The sequence below is a fragment of the Aureimonas phyllosphaerae genome, assembly GCF_047943035.1.
Taxonomy (GTDB): Bacteria; Pseudomonadota; Alphaproteobacteria; order Rhizobiales; family Rhizobiaceae; genus Aureimonas; species Aureimonas phyllosphaerae.
In genome coordinates this window covers 25,574-39,244 of record NZ_CP181348.1, presented here as the reverse complement: position 1 = coordinate 39,244, position 13,671 = coordinate 25,574, and the positions used below count along the sequence as shown (strand labels likewise).

14 protein-coding genes are annotated in these 13,671 nt (G+C 70.1%); 13 read left to right on the top strand and 1 reads right to left on the bottom strand.

Annotated features, from left to right (window positions below):
* Positions 1-53 precede the first annotated feature (53 nt).
* The gene (locus ACLNGM_RS00195; protein ID WP_416356692.1) at positions 54-938 is read left to right on the top strand and encodes a hypothetical protein; all 885 of its coding nucleotides are present in this window, start codon (positions 54-56) and stop codon (positions 936-938) included.
* A gap of 54 nt (positions 939-992) precedes the next feature.
* Here the strand turns inward: ACLNGM_RS00195 and ACLNGM_RS00190 are convergent, their stop codons facing one another.
* On the bottom strand, positions 993-2,156 hold the full coding sequence (locus ACLNGM_RS00190) for an HPP family protein (RefSeq protein WP_416356691.1): 1,164 nt from the start codon (positions 2,154-2,156) through the stop codon (positions 993-995).
* 176 nt (positions 2,157-2,332) lie between these two features.
* Between ACLNGM_RS00190 and ACLNGM_RS00185 the strand changes: the two genes are divergently transcribed.
* From ACLNGM_RS00185 to trmB, 12 genes are all read left to right on the top strand, one after another.
* Positions 2,333-2,914 carry a NifU family protein gene (locus ACLNGM_RS00185; RefSeq protein WP_294641535.1) on the top strand — a complete coding sequence of 194 codons (582 nt, stop codon included), beginning with the start codon at positions 2,333-2,335 and terminating at the stop codon, positions 2,912-2,914.
* Positions 2,915-2,930: 16 nt separating this feature from the next.
* On the top strand, positions 2,931-3,635 hold the full coding sequence (gene tsaB, locus ACLNGM_RS00180; protein ID WP_416356690.1) for a tRNA (adenosine(37)-N6)-threonylcarbamoyltransferase complex dimerization subunit type 1 TsaB: 705 nt from the start codon (positions 2,931-2,933) through the stop codon (positions 3,633-3,635).
* A 16-nt stretch (positions 3,636-3,651) separates the two neighbouring features.
* A complete protein-coding gene (locus tag ACLNGM_RS00175; RefSeq protein ID WP_416356689.1) occupies positions 3,652-4,224 on the top strand; it encodes a GNAT family N-acetyltransferase in 573 nt (190 codons plus the stop codon).
* Positions 4,225-4,258: 34 nt separating this feature from the next.
* Positions 4,259-5,086, top strand: coding sequence for a lysophospholipid acyltransferase family protein (locus tag ACLNGM_RS00170; RefSeq protein WP_416356688.1), 828 nt, complete (start codon positions 4,259-4,261; stop codon positions 5,084-5,086).
* Between the two features lie 160 nt (positions 5,087-5,246).
* On the top strand, positions 5,247-6,695 hold the full coding sequence (gene miaB / locus ACLNGM_RS00165) for a tRNA (N6-isopentenyl adenosine(37)-C2)-methylthiotransferase MiaB (RefSeq protein ID WP_416356687.1): 1,449 nt from the start codon (positions 5,247-5,249) through the stop codon (positions 6,693-6,695).
* Entirely contained in the window at positions 6,692-7,726 is a 1,035-nt protein-coding gene (locus tag ACLNGM_RS00160) for a PhoH family protein (protein ID WP_416356686.1), read from the top strand. Before miaB ends, ACLNGM_RS00160 begins: the two co-directional genes overlap by 4 nt.
* On the top strand, positions 7,723-8,265 hold the full coding sequence (ybeY, locus tag ACLNGM_RS00155) for an rRNA maturation RNase YbeY (protein ID WP_416356685.1): 543 nt from the start codon (positions 7,723-7,725) through the stop codon (positions 8,263-8,265). The genes ACLNGM_RS00160 and ybeY overlap by 4 nt, the downstream gene beginning before the upstream one ends.
* Positions 8,266-8,286: 21 nt before the next feature.
* Positions 8,287-9,327, top strand: a complete 1,041-nt coding sequence (locus ACLNGM_RS00150; RefSeq protein ID WP_416356684.1) for a hemolysin family protein — start codon at positions 8,287-8,289, stop codon at positions 9,325-9,327.
* Between the two features lie 119 nt (positions 9,328-9,446).
* On the top strand, positions 9,447-11,039 hold the full coding sequence (gene lnt / locus ACLNGM_RS00145) for an apolipoprotein N-acyltransferase (protein WP_416356683.1): 1,593 nt from the start codon (positions 9,447-9,449) through the stop codon (positions 11,037-11,039).
* 125 nt (positions 11,040-11,164) lie between these two features.
* Complete coding sequence (locus ACLNGM_RS00140) at positions 11,165-11,590, top strand: helix-turn-helix domain-containing protein (RefSeq protein ID WP_090963819.1); 426 nt, start codon at positions 11,165-11,167, stop codon at positions 11,588-11,590.
* A 106-nt stretch (positions 11,591-11,696) separates the two neighbouring features.
* A complete protein-coding gene (metK, locus tag ACLNGM_RS00135; RefSeq protein WP_416356682.1) occupies positions 11,697-12,905 on the top strand; it encodes a methionine adenosyltransferase in 1,209 nt (402 codons plus the stop codon).
* On the top strand, positions 12,895-13,608 hold the full coding sequence (gene trmB, locus ACLNGM_RS00130) for a tRNA (guanine(46)-N(7))-methyltransferase TrmB (RefSeq protein ID WP_416356681.1): 714 nt from the start codon (positions 12,895-12,897) through the stop codon (positions 13,606-13,608). Before metK ends, trmB begins: the two co-directional genes overlap by 11 nt.
* Positions 13,609-13,671: the final 63 nt, after the last annotated feature.

Below are 13,671 nucleotides of genomic sequence, written 5' to 3'. Positions count from 1 at the left end.
CAGGCCGGGGGATAGAAGGAGCGTCATCAGCAACCGACAAGGATTTGTCGATCATGAAGACGACCCTCTCGCCCAAGCGCCGCTTCGGCCTCGCCGCCCTCGCGGTTCCGCTCCTCGCCGGCTCGACGCTGGCTTTCGCACAGGGCGCCACGACAGGCGCGATGCCTCCTGCCCCGCCCGCTCCCCGCACCGCCACCGTCAACGAGCTTCGCGACATGAACGATCTTCGCCTTGAGGGCCGCGTCGCCGAGGTCTTCGGCAACCGCTTCGTCTTGGAGGATGCGACCGGCCGCACGCTGGTCGAACTCGGACCGCGCGGCGAGCGCGGCGATCTCGTGAAGGTCGGCGACACGGTGTCGGTCGACGGGCGCTTCGCGCGCGGCCAGATCGATGCCCGCTCGATCAGCGTGGGCGGCGCCGAGCGCATCGCGCTGGAGCGCCCGCGCCCGGAGCATGACGGCCCGCGCGGCCCTGGCGGCCCGGGTCGTGGTCCCGATCGCGACGGTCCGCGCCATGGCCCCCGCGGCGAGGACGGCCCGCCGCCGCCCCGCGAGGAGCGCGCCGATCGCGGCTGGTTCGGCGGCGGCGTCGACGAGGCGGCGGCGACCAAGGCGCTGACCGATGCCGGCTACACCGAGGTGACGCTCACCGACACCAAGAAGCACCACGCCGAGTTCACGGCCAAGGATGCCGCGGGCCAGATGTGGGCGGTCAAGGTCGACGAGGACAACCGCCTCGCCGAGCGTGAGCCCTACGTCGCGCCGATGGCCGAGGATGCGGCGCGTGCCGCGATCGAGAAGCTCGGCTACACCTATGGCGGCGACTTCGAGGTGAAGAAGAACCACGTCGAGGCCGATGCGAAGGACGCCGCGGGCCGCGACGTGCGCATCGAGCTCAATGCCGACGGATCGCTGCGCAAGGAGCGCTTCGAGAGCTGATCGTTCGGCAGCGGTGAAGGGACGGGGCGGCGCCGCGGCGTCGCCCTTTTCGCATCAGTCCGCCGGCTCGCCGCGCCGCGCGGCATCGGCCAGCAGCGCCACGACGAGGTCGGTCTGCGAGACGATGCCGACGAGGCGTCCGTCCGGGCCGGTGACGGGCAGGTGGTGGATGCCGAGCGCGGACATCGCCGGCACGACGTCGGCGATCGCGTCGTCCGGCCCGATCGTCGTCACCGGCGCGGTCATGATGTCGGCGACGCTGGCGGCCGGGGCCCGGCCGCGCCGCATCGTGAGCGCCATCCGCTCGCGTGCGCCCATGCGGGGCCCGCGCGCGTCCCAGGCGGCTTTGTCGAGAAGGTCGGTCTGCGTGAGGATGCCGACGACGCGGGCGCTGTCGTCCGTCACCGGCAGCGCCTTGATGTGATGGCGGCGCAAGGTGTCGAGCGCCTCGCGAAACGAGGCGTCGGGCGAGATCGCGACGACATCGCGCGACATGATGTCGGCCGCACGCGTTGCCCGCGCCCGCCGCGCGAAGGAATGCAGTTCCGTGCGCCGCAGAAGCGCCTCGAGGTCGGCCCGCGAGATGTCGAGGAGCTGGTCGGTCTCGGCAAGCGCCGCGTCGAGATCGGCGGTCGAGAAGCCGATGCGCTCGCTCGGCGGCGGGTCTTGTGTTGCGTGGCCGGCCGCCGGGCGCGGCGCGCGGTGCGGATAGGGGCGGCCGGTCAGGTTGTTGTAGGCAAGCGCTGTGAGGAGGAGGAGCGCCGAGTTCGCCGCGACCGGCCATAGGGCGAAGCCGAAGCCGAGGTCGAAGACCGCCGGCCCCCCGAGCACCGCCGTCAGTGCCACCGCGCCGCTCGGCGGATGGAGGCAGCGCAGGACGAGCATCGCGAGGATCGCCGCCGCGCCCGCCGTCGCCGCCGCCAGCAGCGGATCGGGCACCAGCAGCCTCACGCCGACCCCGATGAGCGCAGCGATCGTATTGCCGCCGAGGATCGACCAGGGCTGGGCGAGGGGACTCGCCGGTACCGCGAACAGGAGCACGGTCGAGGCGCCCATCGGTGCGACGAGGATCGGCAGCGCCGATCCCGGGCCGACCGCCGCCCGGCAGACAAGGCCCGTGACGAGCAGCCCGAGGAGCGCACCGATCACGACGCGCAGCCGTTCCTGCCAGCTGACGTGGGGAAGGTCGGGCAGCAGGCGACGGAACAAGGTGGTCATTCTCTGGGCATCCGGCACATCAAACGGGCAGCCCGACCCATGGCGCGAAGGAAGGGGCCGCGCAAGCCGCGCGACGCGCGAGCGAACGCAGCGTCGCTCTCCCTTCGCTTGCGGCGCGCGGCTGCGCCGACTATCTGGAAGGCACGATCTTTCCGCCGCTGAACCGAGGCGTGCCCATGTTCATCCAAACCGAATCCACCCCCAATCCGCAGACCCTGAAGTTCCTGCCCGGCCGGGTGGTGCTGGAGAACGGCACGGCGGAGTTCCTCGACGCGGCCGACGCCGCGGCCCGCTCCAGGCTCGCCGCCAAGCTGATGGGCATCGAGGGCGTTCGCAGCGTCTTCTTCGGCTACGACTTCGTCACCGTCACCAAGGACGAGACCGGCTGGCAGCATCTGAAGCCGGCGATCCTCGCGGGCCTGATGGAGCACTTCCTGTCGGGCGAGCCGGTGATGGCACCGGGTGCTGCAGGCGGGGCTCAAGCCGATGATTCGGGCGAGGAGTTCTTCGAGCCGGGCGACGAGACCGTCGTCTCGACCATCAAGGAGCTGCTCGAGACGCGGGTACGCCCGGCGGTCGCGCAGGACGGCGGCGACATCACCTTCCGCGGCTTCCGCGACGGCGTCGTGTTCCTCAACATGCGCGGCTCGTGCGCCGGTTGCCCGTCCTCCACCGCGACCCTGAAGCACGGCATCGAGAACCTCCTGCGCCACTTCGTGCCCGAGGTGGAGGCCGTGGAGGCGATGGAAGCGGCCTGACCGGCCGAACCGTCCGATGAGCGGCGGCCTGCTTCTGGCGATCGACACGGCGGGCGAGCGCTGCTCGGCGGCGGTCCTGCGTCTTGACGACGGCCGGGTTCTGTCCGCCCTCGATCCGGTCATCGGCCGCGGCCATGCCGAGGTCCTGATGGACACGGTGGCCGAGGCGCTTGAGCTCGCCGGCGCAACCTGGGGCGACATCGCCAAGCTCGGCGTCGGCATCGGTCCGGGCTCGTTCACCGGCATCCGCGTCGCGGTCGCCGCCGCCCGCGGCTTCGAGCTGTCGCTCGGTGTGCCGAGCGTCGGCGTCACCACGCTGGAGGCGCAGGCCGAACCCTTCTGGGGCGAGGCGCCGGTGCTGGCCGTCCACGACGCCAGGCGCGGCGAGGTCTACGCGGCCCTGTTCGGTCGCGGCGGCGCGGTGCTCGCCGAGCCGCAGGCGCTCGCGCCGGACGCTCTCGCCGGGCTCGCGGCGTTGGCGCCCGGCGATCTTCGCCTCGTCGGGTCGGGCGCCGCGATCGCAGCCGAGCGGCTCGGGCTCGACGCGGCCCACATCGCCAGCCATGAGGGCTCCGCGCCGATCCGGGCCCTTGCGCGTTTGGCCGCGCCCCGTCCCGTCGCCGCACCCCCGCTTCCGCTCTACCTGAGAGGAGCGGACGCCAAGGCGCAGACGCCGGCCGGACTTCGGGCCGCGGCTTCGACAGGCCCCGTTAACTCTTGAGGCCGATAGTCGTGGCTTGGCCGGCGATTCCGGTCCGGCCGCGATCCTTCCGGAGGAGGAGGGCATGTACTGGTATCTGCCATGGGCCTGGACCCTGTCCTTCTGGGACAGCATCATCACGCCGGTCGACGTCGTCGCCGAGCCGATGGCCGCCGACGACGTCGAATGGGCGGCGGCGCTGCATAGCCAGGCCTTCTCGCAGCCGTGGTCCGGCGACGAATTCGCCTCGCTCCTGTCCCAGAACGGCACCTTCGGCTTCGTCGTTCGGCGCACGGGCCAGGTCCGGCCGCTCGGCGTCGTCCTCTTCCGCACCGCTGCCGACGAGGCGGAGATCCTGACCATCGTCGTCGACCGCGCCGCGCGCGGCAAGGGCTTCGGGCGGCTCCTGATGGACAACGTCCTTCAGCATCTTCACGCCGAGCGCGCCGCGAGCCTCTTCCTCGAGGTCGAGGAGACCAACACGCCGGCCCTGAAACTCTACCGGCACCTGCGCTTCGAGGAGGTCGGTCGGCGACCGGCCTACTATGTCGGCGCCGACGGGCAGGGGCAGAACGCCCTGATCCTGAAGCGGACCCTTGGCCCTTACTGACGCCGGGAGCGCGCGCGTCGCGGAGCCGGGCTCGTTGTCGCGCGATCCCGTCGCGACGGCGCGCCTTGCCGCGATCGCTCTCGTTCTGGCGCTGACGACGCTGGTCCTGACGCCGCTGCAGCTTCTCGCCATCCGCTTTCGGTGGAGGCTCGCGGGCGTTCTCCCGTTCCTCTGGCAGCGCATCGCGGTGCGCGTCGCGGGGCTGCGAGTTCACCGTCGCGGTGCGCCGGCCGCCGGTCGACCGCTGCTTCTCGTCTCCAATCACCAGTCCTGGGCCGACATCATGGCGCTCGGCTCGGTGATGCCCCTGTCCTTCATCGCGAAATCCGACGTCGAGGGCTGGCCGGTCTTCGGGCTTCTGGCGCGCCTCCAGCGCACGGTCTTCGTCGAGCGCGGCGCGCGCGGGCGCACCGGCGCGCAGGCCGATTCCATCGCCGAACGGCTGGGGGCGGGCGACGCGATGGTGCTGTTTGCCGAGGGCACGACCTCGGACGGCAACACGGTCCTGCCGTTCAAGACCGCGCTCTTCGGCGCGGCGCAGGCAGCCTTGAAGGCGTCCGGCGCCGACGAGGTGCTCGTCCAGCCGGTCGCAATCGCCTATGTCGGCGCCAACGGCATGGCGCTCGGGCGCTTCGGCCGTCCCCTTGCGGCCTGGCCCGGCGAGGTCGAGTTGATGCCCCATCTGTCGGCTTTCCTGCGCGAAGGGGCGATCGACGTCGAGATTTCCTTCGGCGAGCCGATCCGCGTCACGCCCGGCAGCGATCGCAAGGCGGTGGCCCGCCGCTGCGAGGCCGAGGTGCGCCGGATGCTGCTCGCGAGCTTCGGCTTCCCTTCGGCTGACGAAACCGCACGCAACCCCTGACGCGAAAACGTCGCTTGCGTCGGAGGGGCTGGGGGTCGATATAGAAAGGAGAAGGCCGGGCCGGCGGGCATAGCGCGGCGGTGCGGCGACGTCGAGGACTTCCCGATGGGTTCCAGCGTCCCGCCGCTCGGCAGGACGGGACGGAGCCCGCAAAGGACGCATGGACACAACCGACGAGAGCGCACGCGGCGAACGCAAGGTCTTCATCAAGACCTATGGCTGCCAGATGAACGTCTACGATTCGCAGCGCATGGGCGACGCGCTGGAGCGGGATGGCTACCGGCAGACCGAGGTGATCGAGGACGCCGATCTCGTGCTCCTCAACACCTGCCACATTCGCGAGAAGGCCGCCGAGAAGATCTATTCCGAGCTCGGGCGCATCCGCGTGCTGAAGAGCGAGCGGGCAGCGGTTGGCCGCGAGCTTCGCGTCGGCGTGACCGGATGCGTCGCGCAGGCCGAAGGCGCCGAGATCATCGAACGCGCCCCCGTGGTCGATCTGGTGATCGGCCCGCAGACCTACCATCGCCTGCCGGACGCGCTGAAGCGCGTCGCCCGCGGCGAGCGCGTGGTCGAGACCGACTACGCCGTCGAGGACAAGTTCGACCATCTGCCGGCCTCGGCCAGGTCGGCGATCGCCCGGCGCGGCGTCACCGCGTTCCTGACCGTGCAGGAAGGCTGCGACAAGTTCTGCACCTTCTGCGTCGTGCCCTACACGCGCGGCTCCGAGGTCTCGCGGCCCTATGCGGCCGTGATGGACGAGGCGCGCCGGCTGGCGGAGGCGGGCGTGCGCGAGGTGACGCTGCTCGGCCAGAACGTCAACGCCTGGGCCGGCACGGACGCGTCCGGCCGACCGATCGGGCTGGCCGGCCTCCTGCGCGAGCTTGCCGCCGTTCCGGGCCTTGCGCGCCTTCGCTACACGACCTCGCACCCGCGCGACATGGACGACGACCTGATCGCCGCCCACGGCGACCTCCGCGCGCTGATGCCCTATCTCCATCTGCCGGTGCAGTCGGGCTCGGACCCGATCCTGAAGGCGATGAACCGGCGTCACAAGGCGGCGGACTATCTCGCGCTCCTCGACCGCATCCGCGCCGTGCGCGCCGACATCGCCTTGTCCGGCGACTTCATCGTCGGCTTTCCCGGCGAGACCGATGCGGATTTCGAGGCGACGCTCGATCTCGTGCGCACCGTGCGCTACGCCGCCGCCTACACGTTCAAGTATTCGCCCCGGCCCGGAACGCCCGGCGCCACGATGGACGGCCATGTGCCGGAAGACGTGAAGACCGAGCGGCTGGAGCGCCTGCAGGCGCTGATCCGCGAGCAGCAGGTCGCCTTCCAGGAGTCCTTCGTCGAGCGCGACACCGAGGTCCTGATCGAGAAGCCGGGACGTCACCCCGGCCAGATGATCGGCCGCTCGCCCTTCCTCCTGCCGGTCGTGGTCCCGTCCTCGGCGGGCGAGGTGGGTGATATCGTCACGGTTCGCATTTCCGAAACGCGCCCCAATTCATTGATGGCGGCCGGCGCCGAGCCGGCTGCGATGGCCGCCGGCGCCGAGCCGGTCGTTTCGGCTCCGGCAGCGTCCGAGCCCCAGTTGAGGAAGATCGCATGAAGGCAGCCCGCGGCGTGCTTCCGACCTCCGGCGCATCGGACATGGCCCATATCGTGCTGACCTTCGACGACAACCGGCTGGCGAGCGCCCTGTTCGGGCAGTTCGACGAGCATCTGGCGAAGATCGAGCAGAAGCTGTCGGTGGATGCGCGCGCGCGCGGCAACAAGGTCGAGCTGCGCGGCGATCCGGTGGCGGCCGAGCAGGCCCGCCGCACGCTCGACATCCTCTACGCCCGCCTCCAGTCCGGCCACGACCTCCAGGTCTCCGATGTCGAGGGCGCGATCCGCATGGCGGTGGCGCAGGACGACCAGCTCGTGCTTCCGACGCTGGAGAAGAAGGGCCGCCTCGCGCTCGCCCAGATCTCCACCCGCAAGAAGACGATCTACGCCCGCACGCCGACGCAGGACGCCTACATGCGCGCGATGGAGCGGGCCGAACTGGTGTTCGGCGTCGGCCCCGCCGGCACCGGCAAGACCTATCTCGCCGTCGCCCATGCCGCCCAGCTTCTGGAGCGCGGCCAGGTCGAGCGCATCATCCTCTCGCGCCCCGCGGTCGAGGCGGGCGAGCGCCTCGGCTTCCTGCCGGGCGACATGAAGGACAAGGTCGACCCGTACCTGCGCCCGCTCTACGACGCGCTCTACGACATGATGCCGGCCGAGAAGGTCGAGCGCGCGTTGACCGCCGGCGCCATCGAGATCGCACCGCTCGCCTTCATGCGCGGCCGCACGCTCGCCAACGCCGCCGTCATCCTCGACGAGGCGCAGAACACGACCACCATGCAGATGAAGATGTTCCTGACGCGTCTTGGCGAGAACGCGCGCATGGTGGTGACCGGCGATCCCTCGCAGATCGACCTGCCGCCCGGCGTGAAGTCCGGCCTCGTCGAGGCGCTGCGCGTTCTGGAGGGCGTCTCCAGCATCGTGTCGGTGCGCTTCGAGGCCAAGGACGTCGTGCGCCACCGCCTCGTGCAGGCGATCGTGGAGGCCTACGAGGCCGACGCGACGCAGACGCGGGCCAAGGCGGCGCCATGAACGACGGCCGATCTTCCGCCGCGGCCCGGACCGGGCCGCGGATCCTCCTGTCGGTGGAGGACGACGCCTGGGGCACGCTCCTGTCGCGCCCCGCCGAGGAACTGGTGCGCGAGGCCGTGTTCGCCGCCGCGGCCGGGGCAGGGCTCCGCCCGGCCGTCGAGACCGAGGTCTCCGTCACCCTGTCGGACGACGAGGACGTGCGCGCCCTCAACGCCGAATGGCGCGGCAAGGACAAGCCGACCAACATCCTCTCCTTCCCGATGATGCCGCTCCGGCCCGGCGACGCGCCCGGCCCGATGCTCGGTGATCTCATCCTCGCCCGGCAGACGCTGGAGCGCGAGGCACGGGACGAAGCGAAATCCCCCGACGACCATTTCCTTCATCTCCTCGTTCACGGCGTGCTGCATCTTTTGGGCTACGACCACGAGAGCGAGCCGGAGGCCGAGGAGATGGAAGCCCTCGAAATCGCGATCCTGGCCGGGCTCGGCATCGCCGACCCCTATGCCGACGCCGATCATTCCGCCGACGCGCTCACCTAGAAGGGACCCTTGGTGAATCACATGAGTATGCCTCCCTACGGAGACGAGACCGGCCAGGAGCCGGCCGCGTCGGAAACCCCCGCAGAGACGCGAAGTCGCCGTCCCCGGCGCGCGGCACAGGTGCCCGCCGAGCCGGGATTTCTGGATTCGCTCGTCGCGTTCCTGCGCCCGCGTGTCTCGCATTCGCTTCGCGAGGAGATCGCCGAGGCCCTGACGCGGCCCGAGACCGAGGCGTCCGGCTTCACGCCGAACGAGCGCCTCCTCCTCAACAACATCCTTCAACTGCATGACGTGCGCGTCGAGGACGTCATGATCCCGCGCACCGAGATCGAGGGCATCGCGTCCTCCGCGACGCTCGGCGAACTGATGGCGCGCTTCGAGGAGACAGGCCATTCCCGCATGCCGGTCTATGGCGATGGGCTCGACGACCCGCTGGGCATGGTCCACATCCGCGACGTGATCGGCCACGTCACGCGCGCCGCCCTGTGCTTCCGCCACGAGGACGGCGGGGCGGACGCGCCGGTGCGCTCGGCGCTCGACCTTGGCCGCGTCGATCTCGCCCACACGATTTCCGACCTCGGTCTTCTTCGGCAGATCCTCTTCGTGCCGCCCTCCATGCACGCCGCCGAGCTGATGCAGCGGATGCAGGCGAGCCATATCCAGATGGCGCTGGTGATCGACGAATACGGCGGCACCGACGGGCTCGTCTCGCTCGAGGACATTCTCGAGATGGTGGTCGGCGACATCGAGGACGAGCACGACGACGAGGAAGCGCTGGTGACCCATGCCGGCGACGGTGTCTTCTATGCCGACGGGCGCGCCGATCTCGACGAGGTGCGCGAGATCGTCGGCGCCGACTTCGACACCAGCGAACACGAGGAGGACGCCGACACGATCGGGGGTCTCGTGGTCAACGCGCTCGGCCGCATGCCGGCACAGGGCGAAGTGGTGGAAGCCGTGGACGGTTTCGAGATCGAGGTGATGGACGCCGATCCGCGGCGCGTGAAGCGGCTGCGTATCGTGCGCTTCCCGGAAGGCGCGGCGACGGTTCTCGACAGCTGACCCGCGGACGCCCTTCCGGCAGGCTTCGCGACAGTCCCGTCCTCTACCACCGTTGGAGGGTGCGTCCGTTCGGCGCATGACGGGTTCCGGCAGGGCTGGAGCGAGCGGGGACATCGACGTTGGACAGACTGGCCGGACGGATCATGCTTCTCCACGGCTGGCGGCGGGCGCTTCTGGCCTTCGCCGCCGGCCTTCTGGCGACGCTGGGCCTTGCGCCGGTGAACATTCCGGCTGTCGGCTTCCTCTCGTTCCCGGTGCTCGTCTGGCTGCTCGACGGGGCCAGCGGCCGTCCGGGCGCTGGGCTCTTCAGGCGCGTCGCGCCGGCTTTCCGGATCGGCTGGTGCTTCGGCTTCGGCTATTTTCTCGGCGGTCTCTGGTGGCTCGGCGCCGCGGTCCTCCAGGGCGGCACCGCCTTCCTGTGGGCCCTGCCGCTCGCCGTACTCGGCCTGCCCATGGTGCTCGGCGTCTATCACGGCCTCGCCGCGGCCGTGGCGCGCCTCGCCTGGAGCGACGGCGTCGGCCGCCTCTTCGCGCTGGCCGCCTCGTTCGCCGGCTTCGAATGGCTGCGCGGCACGCTTCTCACCGGCTTCGCCTGGAATGAACTCGGCGTCCTCGCCGCGCCCGTCCCGCTCTTGATGGGCAGCCTGTCGCTGATCGGGCTGCACGGCCTGACGATCCTCGCCGTCTTCGTGTTCTCCCTGCCGGCGCTCCTCGCCGGCGCGCCGAGAGGCCGTGCGCTCACCGTCGCCTTCGGCCTTGCGATTCTCGCCGCGCATGCGGGCTATGGCGCCTGGCACCTGTCGCAGGCGCCGGTCGGCACCGTGCCGGACGTCGCGCTGCGCATCGTGCAGCCGGCGATCCTCCAGTCGGAGAAGTGGGACCCCGCCGAGGCGGATGCGAACTTCGAGAAGCTCCTGTCGCTGACCAGCGGGGGTGAGCCGGCGGCCGAAGACACGCGGCGCCTCGTGATCTGGCCCGAATCGTCCTTTCCCTTCATCCTCACCGACCGCCCGGACGCGGTGACGCGCCTTGCCGATGCCTTGGCGCCGACCGATACGCTGATGGCGGGCGCGACGCGCGTCGAGGGCGAAACCTCCGATCCCGGCGCCCGCTTCTACAACTCGCTCTACGTGATCGATTCGAGCGGCGCGGTGCGCGATGCCGGTGACAAGCTTCATCTCGTGCCGTTCGGCGAGTACTTGCCGTTCCAGGAGACGCTCGAAAGCCTCGGGATCACGCAGCTGACAATGCTGCCGGGCGGTTTTTCCGCCGGTTCGTCGCGCCGCATCATGCGGGCGGGCGAGGGCGGTCCGAGCTTCCTGCCGCTGATCTGCTACGAGGCGATCTTCCCCGACGAGATCCTGGGCTCGGGCGAATCGCGCCCGGATTTCCTCCTCAACGTCACCAACGACGCCTGGTATGGCCACACGCCCGGCCCCTACCAGCACCTGAAGCAGGCGCAGCTGACGGCCGCCGCCTTCGGCCTCCCGCTGGTTCGCGCCGCCAACACTGGCATCTCCGTCGTCACCGACAGCGTCGGGCGACCGGTCGCAGGCCTCTCGCTCGGGGAGGGCGGCACGGTCGACGCTGCGCTGCCCGTCGCCGGCCCGCCGACCCTCTACTCGCGCATCGGCAATCTTGCGTTCGCCGCAATTGTCAGTCTTTTCGCGCTTCTGGCGATCGTGACATCCGTACGGTCCGGTCGTGCGTGATGATGGCGCGATTGCTCGTCTAAGTCGTATCATCTAAATAACCGCGTATAGGGTTAGGTGCTGGATGGCGGGGGTCGATCCAGCTGGGGTCGCGGTCACGAGCCGCGGCGCCCGAGGGGTCATCGATGGCGATCGAGAGCAAGAAACCAAATCCCGTGGACGTGCATGTGGGCGCGCGGGTGCGGTTTCGGCGCACGATGATGGGCACCAGCCAGGAAAAGCTCGGCGAAGCGCTCGGCGTCACGTTCCAGCAGGTCCAGAAGTACGAGAAGGGGACCAACCGCGTCGGCGCCAGCCGCCTGCAGAAGATCGCCGAGGTGCTGCAGGTACCCGTGTCGTTCTTCTTCGAGGGCTACAAGGGCGGGGATGCGCCGCCCGTCGGGATGCGCGAGCCCGATGCCGAATTTGTCACCGACTATCCGGTTTCGGCCGAAAGCATCCAGCTCAACCGCGCCTTCGGCAAGATCCAGGACCCGAAGGTCCGGCGCCGCATCCTCGAGCTCGTGCGCTCGCTGGCCGAGGCCGAGGCCGAGATCGGCGAGGCCAAGTAGCGGCACCTCGACGCGCCGGCGCGAGAAAAGCCTTGCGCCGCGGGGAACCCCTGATAAGGGACGGCGACCCCGATCGAAGTCCCAACAGCTGAGAGACCACAGGCGGATGCGCAGCGGCGAGTACTTCTTCACCTCCGAGAGTGTTTCGGAGGGGCATCCGGACAAGGTCTGCGATCGCATCTCGGACGAGGTGCTCGATCTCCTCTACCGCGAGGCCCGCAAGGCCAAGATGGACGCCTGGCAGCTTCGCGTCGCCTGCGAGACGCTGGCCACCACGAACCGGATCGTCATCGCTGGCGAGGTACGCTCGACGCTCGATTCGCCCAAGCTCCGCTCCAAGGTGCGCTCCGCCGCCCGCCGCGCCGTGAAGGCGATCGGCTACGAGCAGGACGGCTTCCACTGGAAGACCGCCAAGATCGACGTTCTCCTGCACGAGCAGTCGGCCGACATCGCGCAAGGCGTCGACGCCGGCTCGAAGGCGACCGAGGGCGCGGGCGACCAGGGCATCATGTTCGGCTACGCCTGCCGCGAGACGGCCGAGCTGATGCCCGCTCCGATCTTCTACGCGCACAAGATCCTGGAGCGCCTGTCGGAGGCGCGCCGCTCGGGCGAGGGGGGCGCCGGTGTGCTCGGCCCCGACGCCAAGAGCCAGGTGACCGTGCGCTACCAGGACGGCAAGCCCGTCTCGATCTCCTCGATCGTCCTGTCGACGCAGCATGTCGACGAGAGCCTGACCTCGGCCGACGTGCGCCGGCTGGTCGAGCCCTTCGTGCGCGAGGCGACGAGCGGTCTGCCGATCGAGGAGACGTGTGTCTGGCACGTCAACCCGACCGGCAAGTTCGTGATCGGCGGGCCGGACGGCGACGCCGGGCTCACCGGCCGCAAGATCATCGTCGACACCTATGGCGGCGCGGCCCCGCACGGCGGGGGCGCCTTCTCCGGCAAGGACCCGACCAAGGTCGATCGCTCGGCCGCCTATGCCGCGCGCTATCTTGCGAAAAACGTGGTCGCGGCCAACCTCGCCGACCGCTGCACCATCCAGCTCTCCTACGCGATCGGCGTCGCCGAGCCCGTGTCGGTCTATGTCGATCTGCACGGCACCGGCAAGGTCGACGAGACGGCGCTCGAGAAGGCGCTGCGCGAGCTGATGGACCTGACGCCCCGCGGCATCCGCGAGCATCTCGACCTCGCACGCCCGATCTACGCCAAGACCTCGGCCTATGGCCATTTCGGCCGCAAGCCCGGTCGCGACGGCTCGTTCTCCTGGGAGCGGACCGACCTCGTCGCCAAGCTGAAGGCGAAACTTGGCCGCTGAACGACGGACGAACGGCGAGCGAACGCGCGTCCGGGAGAACTTCTTCGGACGCTCGCGCGGCAAGACGCTGCGACCGCTGCAGGCCGGGCTCCTGCGGGAGGCGCTGCCCTCGCTGGCGCTCGACCTCTCTCGAGCAGCGCCTGCCGACCTTCGCACCCTGTTTTTGGCGCCCGTCGAGACGGTGCGGCTCGAGATCGGGTTCGGCGGCGGCGAGCACCTGCATCTGGAATCCGGCCGCCATCCGACCGCCGGCTTCATCGGCGTCGAGCCCTTCGTCAACTCGATGGCGAAGATGCTGGTGGCGCTGGAGGAGGGCCCCCGCGCGAACCTTCGCCTCTTCGGCGACGATGCGACGCTGCTCCTCGACTGGCTGCCGGACGCTTCGCTCGACGGGATCGACCTGTTCTACCCGGACCCCTGGCCGAAGCGGAAACACTGGAAGCGACGCTTCGTGAACCCGCGCACGCTCCAGCGCATGGCGCGCGTCCTGAAGCCCGGCGGGCGCTTCCGCTTCGCCTCCGACATCGAGACCTACGTGGACTGGACGCTGCAGCATCTGCGCAACCACCCCGCGTTCGCTTGGGAGGCGGACGGTCCGGCCGACTGGCACACGCCCTACGAGGGCTGGCCGGGCACGCGCTACGAGGCGAAGGCCCATCGCGAGGGCCGCAAGGGCGCCTACCTCACCTTCCGCCGCCTCTGACGAGGGCGGGGCGTTCGCCTTGCCATGGCGGCGCTTCGGCTGTATATGGGGTTCAAATTCTCT